General features: G+C 54.9%; 18 protein-coding genes and 1 pseudogene. 9 read left to right on the top strand and 10 right to left on the bottom strand.

Features of this window, described 5'->3' with window-relative positions:
• Positions 1 to 64 precede the first annotated feature (64 nt).
• Entirely contained in the window at positions 65 to 3682 is a 3618-nt protein-coding gene (locus NP590_RS11440; protein ID WP_256602521.1) for a hypothetical protein, read from the top strand.
• A gap of 452 nt (positions 3683 to 4134) precedes the next feature.
• On the opposite strand, the gene NP590_RS11435 is transcribed toward NP590_RS11440, so the two are convergent.
• Complete coding sequence (locus NP590_RS11435; protein WP_256602520.1) at positions 4135 to 4377, bottom strand: hypothetical protein; 243 nt, start codon at positions 4375 to 4377, stop codon at positions 4135 to 4137.
• 366 nt (positions 4378 to 4743) lie between these two features.
• On the opposite strand from NP590_RS11435, the gene NP590_RS11430 reads away from it, so the two are divergent.
• The 6 genes and pseudogenes from NP590_RS11430 to NP590_RS11405 all read left to right on the top strand — a co-directional run bounded on the left by NP590_RS11430 (position 4744) and on the right by NP590_RS11405 (position 10601).
• Positions 4744 to 6219, top strand: a complete 1476-nt coding sequence (locus tag NP590_RS11430) for a site-specific DNA-methyltransferase (RefSeq protein ID WP_256602519.1) — start codon at positions 4744 to 4746, stop codon at positions 6217 to 6219.
• Positions 6220 to 6421: 202 nt separating this feature from the next.
• A pseudogene (locus tag NP590_RS11425) lies at positions 6422 to 6946 on the top strand (endonuclease domain-containing protein).
• A gap of 122 nt (positions 6947 to 7068) precedes the next feature.
• The gene (locus NP590_RS11420) at positions 7069 to 7281 is read left to right on the top strand and encodes a YlcI/YnfO family protein (protein ID WP_256602518.1); all 213 of its coding nucleotides are present in this window, start codon (positions 7069 to 7071) and stop codon (positions 7279 to 7281) included.
• Positions 7271 to 7534, top strand: coding sequence for a type II toxin-antitoxin system RelE family toxin (locus NP590_RS11415; protein WP_256602517.1), 264 nt, complete (start codon positions 7271 to 7273; stop codon positions 7532 to 7534). The genes NP590_RS11420 and NP590_RS11415 overlap by 11 nt, the downstream gene beginning before the upstream one ends.
• Positions 7535 to 7552: 18 nt before the next feature.
• Entirely contained in the window at positions 7553 to 10252 is a 2700-nt protein-coding gene (locus NP590_RS11410) for a DEAD/DEAH box helicase (RefSeq protein ID WP_256602516.1), read from the top strand.
• A 187-nt stretch (positions 10253 to 10439) separates the two neighbouring features.
• Positions 10440 to 10601, top strand: a complete 162-nt coding sequence (locus NP590_RS11405) for a hypothetical protein (protein WP_256602515.1) — start codon at positions 10440 to 10442, stop codon at positions 10599 to 10601.
• A 241-nt stretch (positions 10602 to 10842) separates the two neighbouring features.
• Here NP590_RS11405 and phoU read toward each other — a convergent pair whose 3' ends face one another.
• Positions 10843 to 11535 (bottom strand): phosphate signaling complex protein PhoU, encoded by a 693-nt coding sequence (gene phoU / locus NP590_RS11400; protein ID WP_256602514.1) that lies wholly within the window; start codon positions 11533 to 11535, stop codon positions 10843 to 10845.
• Positions 11536 to 11683: 148 nt separating this feature from the next.
• Here phoU and NP590_RS11395 point away from each other — a divergent pair, with 148 nt between their 5' ends.
• Both NP590_RS11395 and NP590_RS11390 read left to right on the top strand, forming a co-directional pair.
• Complete coding sequence (locus tag NP590_RS11395; protein WP_256602513.1) at positions 11684 to 14950, top strand: efflux RND transporter permease subunit; 3267 nt, start codon at positions 11684 to 11686, stop codon at positions 14948 to 14950.
• Complete coding sequence (locus NP590_RS11390; RefSeq protein WP_256602512.1) at positions 14947 to 16005, top strand: efflux RND transporter periplasmic adaptor subunit; 1059 nt, start codon at positions 14947 to 14949, stop codon at positions 16003 to 16005. The genes NP590_RS11395 and NP590_RS11390 overlap by 4 nt, the downstream gene beginning before the upstream one ends.
• Before the next feature lie 209 nt (positions 16006 to 16214).
• Here NP590_RS11390 and NP590_RS11385 read toward each other — a convergent pair whose 3' ends face one another.
• The 8 genes from NP590_RS11385 to NP590_RS11350 form a co-directional block, all read right to left on the bottom strand.
• The gene (locus tag NP590_RS11385) at positions 16215 to 17822 is read right to left on the bottom strand and encodes a methyl-accepting chemotaxis protein (RefSeq protein WP_256602511.1); all 1608 of its coding nucleotides are present in this window, start codon (positions 17820 to 17822) and stop codon (positions 16215 to 16217) included.
• Between the two features lie 45 nt (positions 17823 to 17867).
• A complete protein-coding gene (locus NP590_RS11380) occupies positions 17868 to 18659 on the bottom strand; it encodes an Aq_1264-related membrane protein (protein WP_256602510.1) in 792 nt (263 codons plus the stop codon).
• Between the two features lie 81 nt (positions 18660 to 18740).
• Positions 18741 to 19388, bottom strand: a complete 648-nt coding sequence (locus NP590_RS11375) for a c-type cytochrome (protein WP_256602509.1) — start codon at positions 19386 to 19388, stop codon at positions 18741 to 18743.
• Between the two features lie 2 nt (positions 19389 to 19390).
• Entirely contained in the window at positions 19391 to 21010 is a 1620-nt protein-coding gene (locus tag NP590_RS11370) for a b(o/a)3-type cytochrome-c oxidase subunit 1 (protein ID WP_256602508.1), read from the bottom strand.
• Positions 21003 to 21527 (bottom strand): cupredoxin domain-containing protein, encoded by a 525-nt coding sequence (locus tag NP590_RS11365; RefSeq protein ID WP_256602507.1) that lies wholly within the window; start codon positions 21525 to 21527, stop codon positions 21003 to 21005. Before NP590_RS11365 ends, NP590_RS11370 begins: the two co-directional genes overlap by 8 nt.
• Positions 21528 to 21536: 9 nt before the next feature.
• The gene (locus tag NP590_RS11360) at positions 21537 to 21689 is read right to left on the bottom strand and encodes a hypothetical protein (protein WP_256602506.1); all 153 of its coding nucleotides are present in this window, start codon (positions 21687 to 21689) and stop codon (positions 21537 to 21539) included.
• A 467-nt stretch (positions 21690 to 22156) separates the two neighbouring features.
• Complete coding sequence (locus NP590_RS11355; RefSeq protein ID WP_256602505.1) at positions 22157 to 22672, bottom strand: hypothetical protein; 516 nt, start codon at positions 22670 to 22672, stop codon at positions 22157 to 22159.
• A gap of 226 nt (positions 22673 to 22898) precedes the next feature.
• Positions 22899 to 23693 (bottom strand): hypothetical protein, encoded by a 795-nt coding sequence (locus tag NP590_RS11350; RefSeq protein ID WP_256602504.1) that lies wholly within the window; start codon positions 23691 to 23693, stop codon positions 22899 to 22901.
• Between the last annotated feature and the right edge of the window lie 6 nt (positions 23694 to 23699).

Here is a 23699-nt window from a genome sequence, read left to right as displayed (position 1 = left end):
ATGCGAACAAATTCTAGCATGCCTGCGGTTTTGCGAATTTGTTTCGCTGCTTTCGGATAATCTCATGATTAAAACATTGTCGCAGTTAACAGTTTTTTTTGTTGCGGAATTCGTTTTCGCCTTGGTTCTTTTGTATGCCGCACCGGCATTCGCCGACTTTCCCATTGTAAGCTCGACACCCGCCAGCGCGCTGTTGCTGGATTTGGGTTCCCGGCCCATGCGGATGGCGGAGCCGGCGTTAACCCTCGTCAGCGGCGATTTGCGGTTGAATGCGGCGGAGGCTACCGTTCAGGTGGCTGACGATGAGATAGTCAGTCTGCATCCCGGCTTTGGCGACTGGGAAACGGCGTTTCGTTTCCAACTGGCCGCGGCGCCCGAGGCCGGGGCTTACCGTTTTTGGGCCCGTTGGCGGCAAGGCGGCGAGCCCGATGTATGCATACAGAACTTTGAAATCTGGGCCGGGCCGAAGCTCGAACAATTGGAAAAACGCGCGACATTTGCGCTGAAACCCAAGGGGTGGCAGCCGGCCTGGATAGGCGCGGAAGGCATGCTGAATTTACGCTCCGGCGACCGTGTCGTTGAAGTGCGCAATAGCGGTGCCGGCCAGGACGCCAAAGCTTTCGACGCCTTTTTATTGGCCCAAGCTAAAGCGACCTTGCCGGTTTCGCTACTGCCCGATAAACCGGCGGTATTGCTGGAATTGGGCAAGGCTCCGCACTGGGCCGGCCTGGAAAAGCCGGCCGGATTGCGGGTCATCACCGGCGACGCCAAAGCGGGGCGGGGTGCCGAATCCTTGTTGATGCTGGACGACGAAGCACAGGTGTTTCATCAAGGGTTTGGGGATTGGCAAGCGAATTTTGCCTTTCATGCTGAGCCGGCCCTGGTCCCCGGCCGCTACCGTTTTTTTGCCCGCTATAAAAGCGGCGGAGAAGCTTCTCAGGTGAGCCAGCGTTTCAGCGTCAAGGCTGGCGCCAGCCCGGAGCGCTTGACCATGCGAGCCGATTTGACCACCAGCAATAGCACGCCGTGGGAATATCAATGGTTGGCCGCATCAGACAGCATTAACTTGCTGCCGGGCGATAGCTGGCTGGAAATCGGCAATAGCGGCCGGGCGGACGGCGCCAAGGTATTCGATGCCTTTTTATTGCAACTGGAAACTCCGCAAGGGGACTGGATGAGTCCGGAGCAGGCCGAAGCCAGAAAGCGTTTTCTGTCCTCGGCCGCGATCAAAGCCAATGCGCAACGCCGATTGTACGTGTTGGATGGCAAGGGGGAGGGCGGTGAATTGCTGTTTGCCGGCCTTGCCGCCGGCGAAGCGCAAAAGCATCTGCAACCGATGTCCGTCGAGTACCTGCTGGGCGAACCGGCTCTTGAAATGGCCAAGGCCTTAAATGTTTCGCTGTTGCCGGCCGCCGTGGTCAGCGACAACAAATTTACCCTGCTGGGGGTGTTGAATAGGCCTCGCAGTGCCGAGCAAGTAGCGGCGTTTTTGGCCGATCCGGCGAAAGCCGGCCATATGCCAGCGCCGCCGCCGGTCTATGCCGACGTGCCGCAACCGTTGCGGCGGGGCATGCCCGCGGCCTGGCTAGTGGGCGGTTTGCAGGACGGTCCGGCGGGCGTTTCGATAAATGGCCTGGACAGCGAAACCGTGCTGCGACCCAATCCCGATCAGGCGTATTTGAGCCAGCAAATGATGGGCGGTGCAATGAAACTCTGGCGCGCCGCCGTTACCCAAAGTGACGCCGGCGTGGAAATATTTGATTCGGCCGAACACACTTACGATTGGTCGCGCGGCACCGGCTACGCGCAGCTGTATTTGCACAGCCCGGGGTCGGCGCGGCTGCAATTGCATTTGGCCCAATCCGGCATTCGCTCTGCGGCTTGGCTGGATGGGCGGACGCTGCGCTTGCAAGCCAACCCCAAGCCGCCCGCCGGCTTTTCATCCGCCGGCGAACCTGGCGCCGGTTTGCTGAAAGGTTCGACCGCGCCGGCCCGGGAAGCCCCGCAACTGGCCGAACTGGACTTTGCGCCGGGCTGGCACAGCCTGCTGTTGAAACTGGTAATGCGGCATGAGCAAGGCCAGCGATTTTTCTTTAAGACCCTGTTCACCGACACCGACGGCCAGCCCAGTCAAGCCTTGCAAACCCAACTGAGCGACCCGAGCGCCGATCTGGCCTTAAATCGGATTGCCGGCCTGATCAGGCCGCTGGTGTTTGTTGATGCGCCAGCCAATCTGCCGCATGCGGGCGATGCGGTCAAACTTACGCTGGATATGCGTTGGCAGCCGATTTCGGAACAAAACGCCTTGCCGGCGCCCTTGTCGCGTTTTCAGGCCAAACTGCGCCTGCGCGTGTTGAATTACAGCGGCAAGCGCATGGCCGAGCGGGAAATCGATGGCGTATTTCCGGGGCAGGTCGACGTCGATCTGGGGCCGATAAGCGAGCCCGGTTATTACGCGGTTTTCCCATCCCTGTATACGCCGGATGGCCGGCTGATCATGCAATATCCGGCCGACGGTTTTAGCGTGGTGGCGGGGCACGCGGCGCAAAAACAGCGCTTGGCCGACAAGAAACTCTGGAATAACGATTATTACGCGCTGGCCGACGGCGATAACAGCTTTCGCCAAACCGGCGCATACTTCGAATGGCTGCGGCGCATGGGCATATTCAACAGTTACGGCAGCTATCCGGGCTTCGACAGCCAATATCTGCCCCAATGGCAACAGGCCCGCCAATTGGGATTGCAGCTGTTTGCCGATTCGGCCGGCGACAGCCATTGGTTGAACGACGAGATGGAAGCCGGGCGGAATTTCATCGATGCCGCCGCCGGATTTACCCGCTATTTCAAGGCCAGCAATGAAATCGACATACGCCACGAGGCCGAATGGCAAACATTGCGCGAACCTCAACATTGGCTGGCGCGGGTCAAATCGGAATATCAAAGGGCCCATCAAGCCCGCCCGGATGCTCATTACGTGGGCGGCAGTCTGGTGCGGCCGGGCGAGGGCGACTGGTTTAAGCAAGTTCTGCAACTGGGTTTGGATCGCTACCAGGACGCCTGGGATGTACACGCCTATCCGCAAAAAGCTCCCCGCTTCGACCGTCCCCTGGGCAACGGCGGCACGGAAGACGAACGCGGCGTGTTGGCGGTATATGACAGCTTGGGCCAACAAAATCGTTTGCCTTTTTGGCTGGGCGAAACCGGCGCCAAGGCCATGCACGGTTTCAACGGCCGGCGCTGGCAAGCCGAGCAGGCGGCAAAAATGATAGCCTGGGTCAACAGCCGCGCGGATTATCTGGGTCTGGCCTTTTGTATCGCCCACGAATACGACTTGGCTTACGGCCGCATGTGGGATTATTCCATGGGGCATAAGCCCGGCGAAGCGGCCTTGTATACGGCGGGCGCCCTGATCGACGGCTTGCCGTATCAAGCCGTGGCTGGCGGCGATGGCGAGATTCAAGCCGCCAGCTTCGGTTCCACCCTGATGGTATGGCGCGATGACGAAGGCGTATCGGAATGGCCGTTACAGCTCGATCCCGGCAAAACCTGGCTGGTAGTCGACGTGGTGGGAGAAAGTCGCCCATTGCCGGTGGACGATAGCGGACACGCGCGGTTGACCATTTCGGCCAGCCCGCTTTATGTGTTGCCGCGGGATGATTATCAGACCCTGACCCGATATTGAAGCGGCGTTTTGCCGGTATTACTCTGAAAGTAAAAAATCGGGCGGGTACGGTTGCTTGTTGGACAGGCGTCGGCAGCAAGGATGCTGCCGTCGAGCCTACACGGACGTATTTACGGCGTCCTGTCCGGCGAGGAACCGTACCCAGCTGCACTACTTTCATTTGCCGGGGCGATCGCCAGACCTTCATGAACGTTACTCTGAAAGATATGCTAGGAGCGACGCACAGTCGCGATTCGCAAGTTCATCATCGCGACTGTCTTTCATTTGCCGGGGGGATGCGCCGGGTTCATGAGCGTTACTCTGAAAGATATGCTAGGAGCGACGCACAGTCGCGATTCGCAAGTTCATCATCGCGACTGTCTTTCATTTGCCGGGGGGATGCGCCGGGTTCATGAGCGTTAGGCACAAAAAAGCCGGGTTGCCCCGGCTTTGATCATCGGTTGACGCGTGATTTATATTTCCAGTGAAACGTCTTCCAGGGAAGCCAGGCAACCCAGCCCGCGGGCGAACTCCTGTATTTCGCTGGCCATGTGAAAATTGATGATGGAGTTCGTCTTCAAATCGACGACGGCGTACTCGACAATCGGCTGGTTTTCTTCCAGCCTCGGCTTGTATTTCATCAGCCTCTTGGATTCCTTGGCCAGTTTCCGATTGATTCTTGCAGTCAGCGCGCGAATTGATACCAGTTTTTTCATGCTAAATCTCCATCCGATACTAGGAGTTTTGGAGTATAGGTCATTATTTCCCCGCATGAAACAAGTTATTGCCAATTTTGCCGCGACCGCCCTGGAGGGCTGGAAATGTCTTTTAGACGTCAATGGGCCGGAAATAAGGCCAAACTAGCATTGAAAACGACGGCAATATTGCCGCCCTCCGCTGGCAAGCTGGACGATGCTATATAATTCCCGGCCATTCATCAGCCGATGATCGTTAGAGGGGCTGCACGCTGTTCAGCCTCAATCACCGAACCAAGGACACCGCCAAAGGAACCTACCGTGCCCATCCTGCACTGGCTCAATAAAAACCAAGCCGTCAAAACCGCTAGCCAATGCACTTACCGTTTGCTGGAAGAAGTGCAGGGATTGTCATATGGCGACATGGACAACCGCAATATGCTGATTCAAGGCGACAACCTGGAAGCCTTGAAAGCCTTGATTCCGTTTTATGCCGGCCAAGTCAAATGCATTTATATCGACCCGCCGTACAACACCCGCTCGGCCTTCAGCCATTACGACGACAATCTGGAACACTCGATTTGGTTGAGCATGATGTACCCGCGTCTGGAACTGCTGCGGGAATTACTCAGCGAGGACGGCAGCATCTGGGTCTCCATCGACGACAACGAAGCCCATTATTTGAAGGTGATGATGGACGAGGTGTTTGGGCGGGGAAATTTTGTAACCTCAGTGATTTGGAGAAAGAATTACGCCCCGAAGTCCAGCGCACGCCATTTTTCAGAAGACCACGATTACATCGTTGTTTATGCCAAAAATGGTAACAATTGGGTTCCCAATCCCATGCCTCGGTCTGAAAAACAGGATAAAGCTTATAAAAATCCTGACAACGATCCGCGAGGGCTTTGGAGGCCGAATAACCTCGCAGCAAGAAATTTTTATAGTAAGGGGACTTATTCGATTCGGTGCCCGAGCGGAAGATTGATTGAGGGGCCACCGGCTGGCTCGTATTGGCGTGTTTCAGAAGAAAAGTTTTGGGACATGGATAAAGTTGGACGAATTTGGTGGGGCAAAGATGGAAACAATGTGCCTGCACCAAAGATATATTTAAGTGAAGTCAAACAAGGCGTTGTGCCACAAACATTCTGGTCTTATGAGGATGTTGGACACACTCAGGACGCAAAAAAAGAGATCGTTGGCTTATTTGCTGAAGATGTTTTCGGAACACCAAAACCAGAAAGATTAATTGAACGCATTCTCCAAATAGCCACCAACCCCAACGATTTAATACTCGACAGTTTCCTCGGCTCCGGCACCGCCGCCGCCGTGGCCCACAAAATGAACCGCCGCTACATCGGCATTGAAATGGGCGACCACGCGCAAAGCCATTGCCAAACCCGTTTGTGCAAGGTTGTCGATGGCGAACAAGGCGGCATTTCCAAGGCCGTCAACTGGCAGGGTGGCGGCGGCTTTCGCTTCTTCAAGCTGGGCGAACCGGTGTTCGACGCCTACGGCAAACTCAATCACGACATCCAATTCGCCGCGCTGGCCGCGCACATTTGGTACGCGGAAACCAAAACGCCGCTGGCCAAACCGGCCGACTTGTGCCCGCCGGGGTATTCGCCGTTGCTGGGCGTTGACGACGGCACCGCCTACTATCTGCTGTACAACGGCATTCTCGGCGACCGCCGCCCGCAAGGCGGCAACGTGCTGACTTCGCGTGTGCTGGCCGAATTGCAGGGCATAGCCGACCACGCCGGCCCGGTCACGATCTACGGTGAAAGCTGCCGCCTGGGCCCGTCCCGTCTGGCCGAGCACAACATCACCTTCAAACAAATTCCGTATGATGTGAAGGCGTTGTGATGTGTGCAGTGCTGTAAAGTGAAGCGTACTTCCACTTTGAATAAGTACCCAAGGGCATAAAGGGGATTGAAAGGGGTATTTTAAAAAATCTCCCCCTACCCCTCTTTTTCAAAGAGGAGAGCGAATTCGAAGAGGGGGTGAATGGTGAAATGTTTAACTTAACGGCATTGGCGCGGCCATTCCCCCCTTTGCAAAAAGGGGGGTGGGGGGGATTTTTACATTGGAAAAATACAACAAACATTTAAAAGCAACGGCTCGTTCGCTGAGAACGAATATGACCGATGCGGAACAAATATTGTGGTATCGACTACGCCGCAAACAAATATAAGGCGTGCAATTTTATCGGCAAAAGCCATTGTTAAATTTTGTTGTCGATTTTTATTGTCCGGCGGCAAAGTCGGTTATAGAAATTGATGGTAGCCAGCATGCTGAAACAACGCATAAATTGAAAGACCAAAAACGCGATGAATTGCGGGCAGGATTAGGCTTGTTGGTACTGCGTTTCGATAACGGGCAGGTATTACTGGAAACAGACGCGGTTTTGGCAATCATAAATGCCACAATACAGGGGCGTAAGAATCCCCCTAACCCCCTGGGAAGTAACTATTCAGCGCGAAGCACTAAAGCCCCTCTCCAGCGGGAGAGGGCAGGTGAGGGAGAAAAAGAAAGGCAAAAAGCCTTGTTTTATCCCCTCATCCTAACCTTCTCCCGGAGGGAGAAGGGATAGTTATTCAACACTGAATAGTTACGGGGGGAATAGGTTAACCCGTTTTTACGGGGATTTTTATCGATAAGTTCGCCGCGCGGGAACGAGAGACGAAAAACTATTTTAACTTGGGAGTAAACACCATGATTGATCTACCCAAAAACACCGAAAACCGTTTGATTCACGCCGCCCAGGACGAAGGCCGAAACTTGGCTGAATTTGTGGATCGGCTTCTCGATATTTATTTAGAAGACAAGATAGACGCGGAACACGCCGTAGCGGCTTATCAGGCATTCATCGATAGCGGCGAAGCCTCGCTACCATTAGAGAAAGTGATCGCGGAACATGGGGTATAAAGTCGAGTTTACTCCCAAGGCGGCCAAACAGTTTGCCAAAATGGATAACGCCAGCAAAAAACGGCTACAGGATTTCTTGCTGAAATTGCAAGGATTGGACAACCCGCGCGCCAGTGGTAAAGCCCTGCACGGCGCCTTGTCCGAGCTGTGGCGCTACCGCGTGGGTGATTACCGAATATTGGCGCGGATTATCGATGACACATTGATCGTGCTGGTGGTTTCGCTGGATCACCGTTCGTCGGTTTATAACTAGCACTTAGCAAGAATTGCCATGCTGACACTGAAAGGCTACCAACAACGCGCCATCGATACGCTGGACAGTTTTCTGTCCAAGGCTCGCGACCGGCAAAACATCACTGAAGCTTACGCCGAAACGCTGCAAGGACAAGGCTTACCGCCGTTGGCTTATCGCGATTACGGCTTTGCCGACGTGCCTTATGTGTGTTTCCGCATTCCCACCGGCGGCGGTAAAACCCTGCTGGCGTCTCATGCCATCGTCACGGCGGCTAAAAGTTATCTGGATGTGGATTTTCCGATCACCTTGTGGCTGGTTCCCAGTAATACCATTCGGCAACAAACCGTTGAAGCCTTGAAAAAGCCCGGTCATCCCTATCGGGAAAAACTGGATTTTGCCTTTAACCATCAAGTGCTGGTGTTGGACATTGACGAAGTCACGCAAATCAGGCCGCAAGACATCGGACAGAAAGCCATTGTGGTGGTGTCGACGCTGGCTAATTTGCGCGTTAACGATACCTCGGGGCGCAAGGTGTATGCCTATCACGAAAACTTCGAGCCGCATTTCGCCAAGTTGCCGCCCAACCATCCATATCTGGATCGGTTGGAAAAAGTCGGCGCAGCCGATATTCAGGAAGTGGGTTTAAGTGCTCAAGAACTCGGCAAAATCAAATACTCGTTTGCCAACCTGCTGGCCCTGCACCGTCCGCTGTTGATAGTCGACGAGGCGCATAACGCCAGAACCTCATTGACCTTCGACACCTTGCAGCGTGTGCATCCGGCGGCGATTATCGAATTTACCGCCACGCCGAACACCTCGACTACCAACGGCAGCAACATTCTTTACCACGTTTCGGCGGCGGAATTGAAAGCCGAAGAGATGATTAAGCTGCCGATCATTTTGACCGAGCATCAAAACTGGCAGGATGCGGTGCGGGATACAGTTATCACTCGCAATAAACTCGCTCTGGATGCGCAAAAGGACGAGGCTTATATTCGCCCGCTTGCCTTGCTGCAAGCCGAAGCCAAAAACGGTGAAGTCACGGTTGAGGTGTTGAAAGCCTATCTAACCGATGATTTGCACATCGAAGCCGACACCATCGCCATTGCCACCGGCAACCAACGCGAACTGGATGGCCTGAATTTGTTCGATCCCGCTTGCCCGATTGAATACATCATCACCATCGAAGCCTTGAAAGAGGGCTGGGATTGTTCGTTTGCCTATGTGTTTTGCTCGGTCAAGCAAGTTAGTTCCAGCAAGGACGCCGAACAATTGCTGGGCCGGGTGCTGCGGATGCCGTTTGCCCGCCGACGGATGATCGAAGATCTGAACCGGGCCTATGCGCATCTAGCCACCAAGGGCTTTGCCAATGCCGCCAAGGAATTGACCGACAAGTTGATTGCGATGGGCTTTGAGGAAATGGAAGTTGCGGCGTTTTTGCGGCAGCAAGCGCCGGTGGGCGGCGGGCAAACCGATTTATTTGGACCTAACGGTGCCGAGGTTTCCAAACCGGTGCCGGCTGCTTTGGTGATTGAATTGCCTACCATGCCGAATCTGGAACATTTGGACGAGGCCGACAAACGCCAATTGGCCATTAGTGAGGATAACGGCGCGTATGTCGTGCGCATTAGCGGTGAAGTGTCCGAACCGTTGCAGCAAGCCTTGCTGAAAGCGGTGGGTAAAAAGCCCGCGCAAGAAGCCATCGCCCGTGATTTGCGCATCCACAATCAAAGTATCCAGGCGCAACAATCACCCTCGGAGCGTGGCGAAAGCTTTGGTCGTTTGCCGTTGCTGTGCGCTGTCATTCAAGACGAATTGGAACTGGTCGAACCGGAAACCATTTTGGAAAATGGTCAGTTGAACTTGCTCGATTATCCGGCCAAATTGAATAACTTCCGCATACAGGAAACCAGCAACAGTTTTTCCATCGACATGGATGGCAAGGAAATCAGTTACCACATTGCCCGGCAAAACGAGGTGATCAATCTCAATGACGATTTGTTGGAGGTCACCGAACAAGACTTGATCGGCTGGCTGGATCGAGAATGCAAGCAAGCCGATGTGATGCAGCGCGACCTGATTAAATTCAGTTCCTTGTTGATCAACGATTTGCTGCAAACAGCCAACATCAATTTGACGGCGCTGGTCCGCAATAAATACCCCTTGTTACGAGCGGTCAGGGATTTAATTGGCCTATACCGCAAACGCGCGCAAAAAACCGGTTACCAGCAAACCTTGTTCGGCGACGATGCCCAGGTCTTATTAAGCGATGAGTTTGTTTATCGCTTTTCGCCGCAACACTACCCGGCACGGCCACCGTATTACGCCGGCCGCTACAAATTCCAGAAGCATTTTTATCCGATCATTGAGGATTTGAAAGCTCAAGGCGAGGAATACGAATGCGCCAAAGCCATTGATAGCCTGCCGGAAGTGAAGGTTTGGATTCGGAATCTGGTTCGCCGGGATCATGCCTCGTTTTGGCTGCCGCTGGCACATAACCGCTTTTACCCGGATTTTGTCTGCGAATTGAAAGACGGCCGGATGCTGGTCGTCGAGTACAAGGGCGAAGCCTACGCCAGCAACGACGATTCAGCGGAAAAGCGCGCGGTAGGCGAGTTGTGGGCGAAATCCAGCCAAGGGCGTTGCTTGTTTATTATGGCCTTGGAGCAGGATAGCGATGGGCGGAATGTGACGCGGCAGATGCAGGATTTGATCTTCAAGGAGCGTCGGACATAAGCGCGGCCGAACCACGAGCCATGAAAGCAAAAGCCGACTAATCCGCTCAGTATATAGGAAAAATTTACCCGCTATTGTTTGGTATTTTGAAACAAACAAATCGTTAAATGCCTGATTGAAAATAATATTCAGGGGTATATAGTGAAACCGTACTTAACAACGGCGGAATACTTTCAAGGTGGCGCGAATGAATACATCGAAACATTGGTATAGAAACGTAATGACCGGACTGTTTGTGCTTACCGGCATTTCGAGTTTTTTGTCGGCTCAGTTCGTCGCCTCCACCATGCTGTTTAGCATGGCATTTTTAACCCATACCCGGATTTTGGCTCAAACCGCCCGTGCGTAAAGTTTTTGTGTGACCTCCCTGCTTGTCAAGCGGTACTCCTGGACCGCGCACTCTATGGCCTCTATCGTTGCTCAAGATAGAGGCTTTTTTTGTGCCTGAATTTTACTGATGGAATAAGGTTATCAATCACTGCGCGCCGTGCAAAATCAACCGGCGCGATGGAGCGGCGGGGCTGGGGAGATTTTTAAAGCAATTCCCCGCCATCACCTTTTTCAAAGGGAAGATTGTTTGTAACGAAATCCTATTTGGGCATCTGATGGCGCACATCAATACTGTCCTGCATGAATATGACGTATTCGGCGATATGGCAACAATGTTCGCCGCAGCCCTCAAGCACTTTCATCATACGCATCAGGGTCAGCGCCCGGCCGATGCGGCGCGCGTCCTGAATGGCAAAATCCAGTTGCTGCCTGATGCCGTCGCGGAACTCTTCCTGACAATCCCGCTCGTTTTCCAGCAGGCTGTAGGCGGGTTGGATGTCGTTTTTTTCCAAGACCAGGGTTAGCCTATCCAGCATGCTTTTGATCAAATTGCCGAATTTGGAAATTTCCAACAGTAGTGCATGGTTTGGATTACTGGTGTCGGGGCCGAACAGATAAGCCACCAAGCCGGCAAAATCGGCAATGTCGTTACCGATTTTTTCCAGCTCGACGGCTATTTTGGAAATCGACAATACGGTGCGCAAATCGCCGGCCACCGGATTGCGGCGGGCCAGAATCTTCAGCACCGCGCCGTCGATGGCAACTTCGTATCGATCCACCTGCTTGTCGCCGGCCACAACCTGCCGAGCCACGGTGTCATCGCCCGCTTCCAGGGCCAGTAAGGCTTGCTCCATCCGCCGGGTGACCAATTGCGTCATTTCAATGACCAGTTGTCGGGCATGATTGATTTCGTCGTCGAAACCGCGCACCAAATGTTCAGTAATATTTGACATACATTGACTCTTCGGGAAATTGGCATAAACCTTTTGCTTATAGCAGGACAATGTTACGAATATGTGTCACGGGACTGGTCGGGGTGACGCGAGCTTCATGAAACGCTACACTAAGCCCGGTAACTGAAACCAATTACCGGCCACCGCCTTGCCAAACTTACCCGATAACCCCAAACCGCATGTATTGGATCGTCTGGTCGGCTATTCGCTGCAAGGCGGTTTGCCCTTGTTGGTGTTCGTGCTCTCCATCGCGCTGGGGGTGTTGGCATTGCTGTTGACCCCGCGCGAAGAGGAGCCGCAGATTGTGGTGCCGATGGCGAATGTGTTGGTGTCCGCGCCGGGGTTGTCGGCCGTGCAGATCGAAAATCAGGTGACTCAGCCGCTGGAGAAACTACTCACCCAAATCAGCGGCGTGGAGAATGTCTATTCCCGCACCGTCAACGGCCAAACCATCGTCACCTTGCGTTTTTTTGTCGGCGAAGACCGGGAAGATGCGTTGTTGAACGTCTACAGCAAGCTGTATTCCAATCAGGACAAGATTCCGGCCGTGGTGGCGAACTGGCTGGTCAAGCCGGTGGAAGTGGATGACGTGCCTATCGTGATCGCCGGCCTGTGGAGCAGCCAGCCGGATTTATACGGCGATTACGAATTACGACGCTTTGCCGATGAACTCACCGTCGAATTGCAACAAATCAAGGACACCAATCAGATCAACGTGATCGGCGGACGCTTGCGCAGCCTGCGGGTGTTACTGAATCCGCAGAGTCTGGCGGCACGGCATACCACGGCGCTGGATGTGGTAGCGGCCATTCGGGGGGCCAACCAGTTGCTGGATGCCGGCATAGTCTCGGCCAATAACACGACCATTCGGCTGGAGGCCGGCGATTTTCTGACCGCCGGCGAGCAATTGGGCAAACTGGTGGTCAATCGTATCGATGGCGTTCCGGTTTATCTGACCGATGTCGCCGACATCCAGGACGGTCCGGCCGAACCGGACCATTACAACTGGCTCGGCTTTGCGCCGGCCCACCCCTTGGCGAACGAGTTTGAAGACGATTATCCGCTGGTCACGCTGGCGGTCGCCAAAAAGCGCGGCGCCAACGCGGTAACCTTGGCGGCAAACATTCACAAAAAGCTGGGCGAACTCTCTCGAACCTTGTTGCCGCCTGAAGTGCATGTCGAAGTGCTGCGCGATTACGGACAGACGGCCAACGACAAAGTCAATGATCTGGTCAGCAGCTTGGGATTCGCCATCGCCACCGTAGTGTTGTTCATCGGCATTTTTTTGGGCTGGCGGCCGGCCTTGGTGGTCGGATTGGCGATACCGATTTGCTACGGCGCCACGCTGCTGCTGGATATGGCATTCGGCTACACCATCAACCGGGTGACCCTGTTTGCGCTGATTCTGGCCTTGGGTCTATTGGTCGACGACCCGATTACCGGCATCGACAACATCGAACGCTTTATGCGGCAGGGTAGCGGCATTCCGCATGAACGCATTGTGGCGGCAATGGCTGAAATTCGTCCGGCGCTGTTGATGTCGACCCTGACCATCATTCTGGCCTTCATTCCCTTGGCCTTCATTACCGGCATGATGGGGCCTTACATGGCGCCGATGGCGTTTAACGTGCCGGTGGCGGTGATGTTATCCACCGTGGTTGCCTTTATCGTCACACCCTGGCTGGCCGCAAAAGCGCTCAAGCCAAGCCGGGAAGTGGCGGAGGATAATGCCGCCAGCGGTTTATACGCCCGCATGGTGGCACCCTGCATCGCCAATCGCAGAGCGGCTTGGTATTTGATTTTGTTGATGCTGGTGTTGTTCGTGATCACCGCCATGTTGCCGGTTTTGCGCATGGTGCCGCTGAAACTGCTGCCTTTCGATAATAAGGACGAAATGCAGATCATCATCGATATGCCGGAACGGGCCAGCCTGGAACAAACCGCCGCCGTGACCAGACAGGCCGCGCAACTGGCCGCGCAATTGCCGGAAATCGCCGCACGGGCGGCTTATGTCGGCCTGCCGTCGCCGATAGACTTCAACGGTTTGGTGCGCCAATACGATTACCGGCTGGCGCCGAATCTGGCCGACATTCGCCTGACCTTGGCGCCCAAGGCGCGGCGCGAGCACCAATCGCACCCTATTCTGATGCGGCTGCGGGCCTTGTTGGCGCCGCTAAATACCGACGACGTTTCGGTCAAAGTCGTCGAGGTGCCGCCCGGACCGCCCGTCATCAGCACTCTGGTGGCGGAGCTTTACGGCCGGACTCTGACCCCCTATGCGCAACTGAGACAGGCCGCCGGTGTCGTGATGCGGCGCTTGGCGCAAGAGCCGTTCGTGGTGGATATCGATTCCAGCGTGGAATCGGCCCAGACCCGCTGGCGTTTCGTGACCAATAAGGAAAAAGCGGCGCTGTCCGGCATCGATACCCAAAATATCGCGCAAACCCTAAGTTTGGCCAACCGGGGGGCTACAGCCGGCTATTTCAATCAGGAACGGGAAATCCATCCGGTCCCGATACAGGTGCGTCTGCCGGCGGCCGCGCGCGACAGCCGACAGGCCTTCGGCGAATTGCCGCTCAGGGTGCAAAGTCGGGCGGGGCCGGCCATGATTTCCTTGGCCGAACTCGGCGAGTTTGTCGAATCCCCGGCCGACCAAGCCATCTACCACAAGGATTTGAAACCGGTGGTCTACGTCATGGCGGAATTGGAAGGGCGCACGCCGGCGGAAGTCATCGCCGATGTCGCCGCCGATCTGCACGGAGCGGACGCCAGTGCGGCGCATTGGACGCAACGCACCTTTTTCAATTCCGGCGGCGGCATTCCCTGGCAACTACCGGATGGCGTAAGCCTGAATTGGGGCGGTGAAGGCGAGTGGAAGGTCACCGTGGAAGTGTTTCGCGACATGGGCTTGGCGTTCGCCTTTGCGCTGCTGGGAATTTTCTTCGTATTGCGCCTGCAAACCGCCTCGACCAGTTTGTCTTTGATCATCATGTCGGCGATACCCTTGACCGTGATCGGCATCATGCCGGGATTTTGGCTGTTGAATCAGTTCGGCGAACGCAGCATAGACGGCAGCCCCGAACCGGTATTGTTTACGGCCACAGCCATGATAGGCATGATTGCGCTGGCCGGCATCGTGGTCAGAAACTCGCTGATACTGGTGGAGTTCATTACCCAGGCCAGAAACGAAGGCTTGGCCTTGCGCGATGCCTTGCTGCAAGCCGGATCGGTTCGAATGCGGCCCGTGTTATTGACGGCCGGCACCACCTTGTTGGGTAATATCGTCATCGTGCTGGATCCGGTATTCAGCGGTTTGGCCATTGCCATCATTTTCGGCATTATCGGCTCCACCCTGTTTACGTTGTTCGCGATACCGGCGGTTTACTACCTCATTTACTCAGGTTCGGAGGCATGATGTTGTCCAGGTCCCATAAAACCCTCGTCACATCGGCAGTCACGCTGTCGGGTTTGCTGCTGATGATTTTGTGGATGGCCGGCGCCTTTGAACATAAAATCCGGCCGGGCCTTGCCGAAGCCGGCGATAGTTACACCGGCCCCGCATTGACTTTGGCCCTGGAGAGCATCCCGCTGTTCGAAGAGGTTGCCGCCACGGTGCAGTCTGGGCAAACCACCGAGGTGGCGGCGCAGATTCAGGCCCGCATCCAGGCTATTCATGTCAAGTCGGGCGATACGGTCAAACCCGGCCAACTGTTGATTTCGCTGGACGATGAAAACATCAAGGCCCGCAGTGCCCAGGCCGCGGCCCACCTGGCGGCCATCGGCGCCCGCTTGCAAAGCGCCCGGAGCCACTTCAACAGAACCCAAGGTCTTTATACCAAACAAAGTGCCACGCTGGCCGATCTGGAAAGCGCCAAGGCGGATTATGAAAGTCTAAATGCGCAATTCGGCACCGCCCGGCAGGCCCTGAATGAAAGCCGGCACGTGGCGGACTACGGCCGGATAAAATCCGGCTTTACCGCCCGCGTGATCGACCGCCATGCGGAACCTGGAGACATCGCCCTGCCCGGCGGAAAATTATTGACCCTTTACGACCCGGCGTCGCTGCGTTTCGAAGCCCATGTGCGGGAATCCGTTGCCGTCGGCCTGCAACCCGGTCAACAGTTGGAGGCCCGTATCGACGCGCTGGATAAAACCTTGCCGGTGACGATAGCCGAGATAGTGCCGGCGGCGGAACCCGCGGCCCGTAGCGTGCTGATCAAAACCCGTGCCGAACAGCGGGCCGGATTGTTTCCCGGCCAGTTTGCCCGCCTGCGGATTCCGCAAGGGCAAGAGCAGGTATTGCTGATCCCGCAAAACTATCTGCAACAGGCCGGCCAACTGGACGCGGTTTGGCTGCTGCATGACGGGCAAATCACGCGGCGTTTTGTGCGTTTGGGCCAACGCTATGCGGACGGCCGAATTAAAATCATTGCCGGTTTGCAGGCGGGAGAGCGGATCGTATTGCCCTAGGCCGGATTCGCAAAGACAAATTACGCGGCTGGACTTTCGCCTGACGGCTTGTTCGCGGTGGCGATAGCCTTGCCTGGAGTGCGGCGCGGGTTGGCATGATCGGGTATTTAGAGTTCCTCTCTTAATAACTTCCCTCGTTTTATCCCTCACCCTAGCCCTCTCCCGGAGGAAGAGGGGACGGAATACGGAAGTTATTTTGAGCGGAATCCTTAGCGCTTGAACTGTTCCACCAGTTGATTCAGCCGGTTGGCCAGTTGCACCAGTTCATTGCTGGCGAGATTGGTCTGCTCGGCGTCGTGGGCGGTGCGGTCGGTCAGGCGGCTGATGTTGGACACGCTTTGGCTGACATGTTGCGCCAATTGATTTTGATTGTCGGCCGCCTCGGCCATTTGCGCATTCAATTGACGGATATGGGTGACGCGCTCGGCGATCAGATTCAAGCCTTCGTCCGCGCTTTGCACTTGCGAGCGGCGCTGTTCGGCGCTGTCCTTGGCGTTTTCCATCACGGCAACGGCATCCTTGGCTTCGCGCTGCAATTGAGCAATGATTTTTTCGATTTCCTCGGTGGCTTGGTGCGAGCGGGTGGCCAGGGTTCTGACTTCGTCGGCCACCACGGCAAAGCCGCGGCCTTGTTCGCCGGCGCGGGCGGCTTCGATGGCGGCATTCAACGCCAATAAGTTGGTTTGCTCCGCCAGACCTTTAATTACATCCAATACCGCACCGACGCCCTTGCTTTTTTCGTCCAGACGTTTGATGACTTCAGAGGCCCGCTCGATTTGCGAAACCAGCTCGTAAATGCCGTCAATGGCATTTTTGGTGGTGGCGGCGCCAGTGGCCGCCTGTTGGTCGGCCTCTATGGAGGCTTGCGAGGCGCCGCCGGCGCCCGAGCGCACTTCATGCACCGACGATTCCAATTGCTGTATGGCTCGCAAGACCGATTCGGTTTCATGGCGTTGCTGTCTGGCGGCTTCCGTGGTTTGACGGGCGACGCTGGAAATTTGCGAGGTGGCCTTGCTCAGTTGCAGGCTGGTATCGGAGACATGGCTCAGACTGGTGGCAAAATTATTCAACATGGCGTTGAAAGAACTGCCGAGCTGGCCTATTTCGTCATTCGAGTTGATGGTCAAGCGCTTGCGCAAGTCGGCATCGCGACTGATGGTGTTCATGGTGCCGCGGATTTCTTCCAGCGGGGTGACGACGATTTTGCGCATCAGCCAAGTAATCAGGATCATGCCGGCCATAAACAAAGCGCCGGCGATGGCGGCGGCAATGGCGAAATTACCAGTGATCTTGTCGTGCAGGCTGGTCAAGGAATAGCTGACCCGGGTCGCCCCCAGCACCGTGCCTTCCGGTACATTATGGCAGGTCAGGCAATTGGTACCCTTGAAATTGGCGCTGGCGAGGATGGGTTCGACCGTGACCACGCTGTTGCCGTTGGTACCGTCGGGGTAGCGGCTGGCGGCCTTGCCGGACAAGCCGCTTCTATCCAGATCGTCTAGCGGGCGTTGTTCGCCGGAACCCGGTCCGTAACTGTCGATGATGGCTTGGCCGCGAATCAGGCGGACTTCGATGACATCGTCATGCGATTGAATTTTTTCCCGCAGAACCCGGCTTTGCGCCATGGAACCGGACAGCATCATGGCGTTCAGGCCGTCGAAATAGCTGTTGGCAATGTCGCGGGCTTTTTCGGTGGCCAGGGTCAGCACCATTTGTTTTTGTCTGTCCACCATGAACAACATGCTGACGGACATCAACACCAGAAACACGCTGGCAATGCTTAACAGAATTTTACTTTGAATGGAGGCGGGGTTGTCCATGATGGCTCGCGATCAGGTTGGGCTAAAGTGATAAGAATAGTGCATTCAATCCCGCATGATGGCATTGCGGCGGTCGGTTTGCTTGCGTATGCCGCCCAGTATCCACATTTGATACATGGACACCGACCACATGAAGGCAAAGGAAATGCCCAGGCCGATACCGGCGACTATCACCAGCCAGGCAAAATGCGGATTAAGTTTGGTCAGCCACCAGGAGGCAATGTCTATCAGCAAGAATAAATAGGGCATGATGATGGCAGGGTATTTATAGCAGCACGGCACGCCGGTACTAAAACTGAAAATCAGGCCGACGAACATGAAGATAAAGCTGATGCCGAACAAATGAATGTGAGACAGGCGGGTCAAGGATTGAAAGGTGGCGCCCTCGCTGGATTCCGAAAGCTTTTGCAGATTTGTAAAGTCGGCGAAATCCGGTATCGAGCCCGCGCCGGCGTTGTGGCACATCAGGCAGTTTTTTTCCACGATGGGTTTGATATCGGCGTCGTATTCGGTTTGTTTCGCGCCGTCGCGTACCCATTGGATGATTTTGAAGCGGTCTTCTTCCGGCGCGTTGAATTTCATGGAGCCGTTTAGTTTGGATTCCAAAACCGAACCGGAACGATCTCCGTAATAACTGTAGACTACGTCATTCAACGACAGACCAAACTTGCCGTCCGCCATGCCATGGGTAAACAAAATCTGAATCAGCGCCATGAGGTAGCCGGCGGCTATGGTGGTCAGGTATCCGGTGAACAATAATTTGATCGAGGTGCCGAAACTGATCAAATTGGCGCCCTTGTAGGCATATTTAACTGGGACGTTGTTTTCAGAAGACATAAAAATCCGTGTAAGGGGTGGTAATCGGAACAGGACAAGCGGGCCAACGGCGACCCGCTTGTTGTTTAGCGGCGGAGGGCGTTAATTCCTGATGTTTTGATAGTAAAAACCCAGCTCTTCTATTTCCTGGTCGCTCAGACTTTCCGCCAATATGCGCATGCGGCCGTAGATGTCGTTGTGACGCTGGCCGGACTTGAAGGCTTTCAGGGTAAAGGAAATGTAAGCCGCATTTTGAGCCGACAAGGCCGGGATATCCATGGCTTGACCCTTACCCGCGCTACCGTGGCAAACCTCGCAAGGCGGCAGCATGCGGTCGCGGTCGCCGTTTTTCACCAAATTACCGGCTTGCTCGTACACCATGGGGCTGCGGGACTGAAAAGCCGGCGGCAGGGATGCAAACCAAGCGGCCAAGTCGGCGGCGTCTTGCGGCGTCAGACTCTTGGCAACCCCATCCATCATGGGATCCTGGCGGCTGCCGTTGCTGTAATCCTGTAGTTGCTTGTACAGGTAAGTCGGCAATTGTCCGGCCAGCGAAGGATAACTGGGCGATGCGCTAATGCCTTTTTCGCCGTGGCAACCGCCGCACAGTTTAGCCTTTTCCTGGCCTTTTACCGGATCGCCGGCCTTGGCGAAATTCAGCTGTTCCGGAGTCCAGGCGACTTGCGAGGACGGTTGCGCTTGGGCGAAGGCCGGTAAACAAATGGCTAGGCTTAAAATGATATTTTTCATGATCAGACCCCCCATGCGCCTGAACCAAAGGTTTCCATCCGGAAGAATTGCAATATCGGATAGCCGAAGGCAATCAGCATGAAGACCGCGATGATGATGTTCCACACTTTGAAACTGTTTAAGTATTCGGGTAAATCGCTTGGGGCATGAATCGGCTCGGCGTATTCGACTTCACCTTGATACGACTCGCCGCCGATCTGGGTTTTGTAGAGGTTGTAGACCAGCAAGCCCGAAGAAACCAACAGAATCAGTCCGCCGAATATCATGGTGACTTCATAAGGCTCCCAGGACAAGGTCAGCAGGTTGTTGTAATTGACACTGTCGATCCGGCGCGGTTGTCCCAGCAAGCCCAGGATATGCCAGGGAGTGGTCATGATGATCATGCCGATGAACCAGCTCCATAACTGGGTGATGGCCAAGGATGGGCTATGCAAGGGTTTGCCGGTCAGAATCGGCCAGAAATAATAGGCGATGCCGAAGTACATGATGATGGTGGTGCCGCCGAAAATCAGATGAAAGTGGCCGGACACCCAGGCGGTGTTATGTACCATGGCATTCATGGCATAGCTGGCATTGACCAGGCCGCCGAAGCCGCCGAAGATCAGCATCAACAAACCCAGAATGATGGCCAGCACCATGGGGTTGGTCCACGGCAGGGCGGCTATCCAGCCGAACAGGCCCTTGCCGCCGTTCAGCCGGCCGGCGATTTCCAGCGAGGCAATCACGGTAAAGCCGGTAACGAAGGTGGGCAGGGTTACCACGAAGGTGCCGATGGCGTGCAGGATTTTCCAGCCGTGTGCCTGTTCCGGATCCATGTACAAATGATGGAAACCGATGGGCAGGCTGAAAACGATCAACAGGATGAAGGCCGCCCGAGCCATTTCGTCGCTGAACAAATAACCGCCGGCTTGTTTGGGGACCAGACAATAAAATGCTGTGTAGGTGGGAATCAGCCAGAAATACACGATGGGGTGCAAGGTCCAGGCGAACAAGGTGCGAGCCAAGCCGGGATCTATGCTGTCTATCCAGCCCAGCGACCACGGTATCAATTGAAACAGCACTTCAACCGCCACGCCGGCACTCGTCCATAGCCACAGCATGGCATTGCCGGTGGTGGCGAACATCGCCAAGGGTACCGGCGCGCCGGGATTGGCTTTTTTCCATTGCATGTACATTACTATCATGGAAACGCACCAAAACCAGGAACCCACCACCAGCAAGGTTGCGCCTATGTAAAATAGTGGATGGGCTTTCATCGGCGGGTAAAAGGTAAACAATACCGATGCCGCTCCGCCCAGCAAGGGTAGGGCGGCCAACACCACGCCCAGCAAGGACACGCCGAAGCCGGCCCAGGCGAAGCTTTTATTCCATACCGGCAGTTTCAGACTGCTGGTGGCGACGTAGTAGCCGAATCCCATGATAAAGAAGGTGGTCAGCACGAAGCCCATCAATACCCCGTGCGTACTGACCGAGGCGTAATAAACTTCCCGCGATTCCAGAAAGCCGAAAAAGCCGCTACGCTCGACGACTTGATAAAGCCCCATCACGGCGGCCAGGGCAAAGGCGGCAAACGCCACCCACAAGTGGGTGAGCGCCAATTTTTTCTCTTCGGTATTACTCATGGCTGACTCCCGCTGATTTATTCGATTTGTCCCACTCCGATCTGCTGACCACTTTGATATTGCTCCACATGTGCGCATGGCCCATGCCGCAATATTCGTTGCACAACAGCGGGTAATCGCCGGTATGGCGCAGCACGGTTTTGACCTGTGCCACATAGCCGGGCACTATCATGGTGCTCATGTTGGTCATCGGAATATGCACGCCATGGATGACGTCCAGGCTGACCCAGCGAAAGGTCAGATTCGTTTCGGCGGGTAAAGTCAGGGTTTTCGGGTAAAAGCCGTAACGGCCGGCCACCAGACGCACGGTAACGCTGCCGTCCGGATTGCGTTGCAGCCCCAGATTGTCTTCGGCAAACTCTTCCGACAGGTGCAGGCGGGCGGAATCAATGGTTTCGACGTTACTCGGCGCATGGATGCCGTGGAACAATGCGGAGCCCAGGATGATAGCCACAAACAGGCCGGCAATTCCCAGCGATAGCGTGGCCCATTTTTTTTCCAGTTGATCGATATGCATGATGCCCCCTTAACCGATATGGCCGCGAGGTAAAAATACCCCGTAGTACATCAGCAGCCATGCGATGACCATGCCGCCTCCCACGATCAACATCAATGCCCAGGTGCCGACCGGCGAGCTTTCCAGAATTTTCTTGCGTTCTTCTTCGCTAACTGAATTCATAGCTTTTCCTCTTGTATGCGGTGATAAGTAAGAATCAACTGGCAAGAAACGGCGGGAGCGGCTTAAAGCAAATCATTCTTGGCGATGACTTTACCATTTCGTTGCTGAGGTAATCATACAGCTAAGAAGCCGCTAATCCAAAAGAAACTACGAATGTTTTTATATGCTTGCGCAAGACTTTTACACAAGCTTGCCAAGCCGAGCTTGGCCGATTTTTCGAGGGCGGAGAGTCTTGTTGTCGGTTTAAGCCCGCAACCGAAATAGCGGATGGCAAGGACGGTTGTTGACTTAAGCGGGGCGCGGTTGAGCAGTTTCGGAGTGTTTGCTACCGCACAAGCGAAAATCGACCAAGGGTTTGCCTGATTGCGGGGTAGGAAAAATCGATCGAGAAGGCGGGCGTGGCAAAGATTTATCCCTTGCCGCGCCCGGTCAGATAAAAACGTTGCTATATAAAAATCGCGATGGGCTTACTGAGCCGGCTGAAGAGGAGTTTTGACGGCATCCACGGCTTTCTCCAGTTTGTCGGCCGCCTCGGTCGCGCCTTCGGTGGCGGATTTTACGGCTTCGGTCGCGGTTCCCGCGGTTTCTTCGACGGCGGCTTTAGCGCCCTCCACGGCGGCATTGGCCGCATCGCCGGTGGCTGTAACGGCGGTTTGGGCGGCATCAACGGTCGCGTCGACCGCCTGTGCGGCGGAATCATGAGCCGCCGCGGCGGCATCCACGGCTTCGGTAGTGGCGGTTGCGGCTTCGCCGACAGCACCTTCAATCGCGCCGTTCAGACGCTCCGCCGCGTTGTCGGCGGCTTCCTGGGTTTGGGTCTGGACGGACTCGATTGTTTCTGTGATTGGCGCGGCAATGCCGGGTTGAGGACTGGTCGCCGCCGCTGGCGCGGGGGGCGGGGTTTCGGTAGCGGAATCGTTGTCGCAACCCGCCAAAAACAAGAAACTGCATGCGCCGGCGGTAAATATGGTTTTGATTTTCATGAGCCAACCTCTGTTATTGTAATGGGAGCTAAATCCACCACTTTTGGCTTTGTGAGCCAAATTTTATGGCTATGAGGCGGATTTAGACTAGTCAAGGAACGATAGTATGCTTAAATTTCTTTTACATCTAATTTTTATACCTGCTTTAAATTCTGTCCTTGGGCAGAAAGAACCAAAAAACAACATGAAATGTTTCAAAATTTAGCAATATATATTGCGATAAAAATTACATTGACTCTTGGTGCGGCTGTTGACAAATTCCAACATGATGTTTACGCCTTAAACTCAAAAATCCAGTAATCGCTGCGGCGAACATATAAATCGCGCTTGGCAACGGTACGGCGGCAACGTCGCCATCGCGTACAGCCCATGCGATACGGGGAACACCGGCATTGAAAGCGCCCTGCAAGCCCCACTGAGCCCCCATGTCAAAGCCCCAACCGTCTTTAAATGGCAAATTCTCGTCGCTACCAGTCCAATAACCGCCTTTTTCCATGTTGATGAATATCCCGGTATTGAGCGTATAGTTCAGATAACTGTCCGTACTGCAGTCAGCAAACCCGAAGCCTACTGGGCAACGCGACGTATTACCGAGGTTATTGAAAAACATGTAAGGGAGTTCGCTGGCGGTTGAACCGGCATATTTAGTGCCGGGGGCGCTGACGTTGTACGCGTCATCCTGATCACCGTTGGTACTTATCTGCATCTGCCAGCCAATTGTCGGATCTAGAGGCGTGATTTTTGGCAGCCTCCAGTCAGTCCAAGTAACATTACGTACAGAGTCGAAATAAGTAAGGTTTTCAGCCCAAGTCAATGCGTCGTACCAACTCAGGTACCGTCCATTCTGAAGCAAACTGTAACCCTGAGTCGCGGCGTAATTAGCGTCCTGAAGCCAAGTAACATTGAGTACGTCATCATAAATTAGGCCGCCGCCGCGATCATGAAGTGCCGCTTGGGTGGTTAGAGAGGTAAAGCTGAGAAGCAGACCGATAGAAAATCGATGTTTAGTGGAATATTTCATCGCAGT

It is taken from the genome of Methylomonas subterranea (genome assembly GCF_024505185.1).
Classification (GTDB): domain Bacteria; phylum Pseudomonadota; class Gammaproteobacteria; order Methylococcales; family Methylomonadaceae; genus Methylomonas; species Methylomonas subterranea.
Note: the sequence above shows the minus strand (reverse complement) of the source record. Positions and strands in the feature narration are given on the sequence as shown.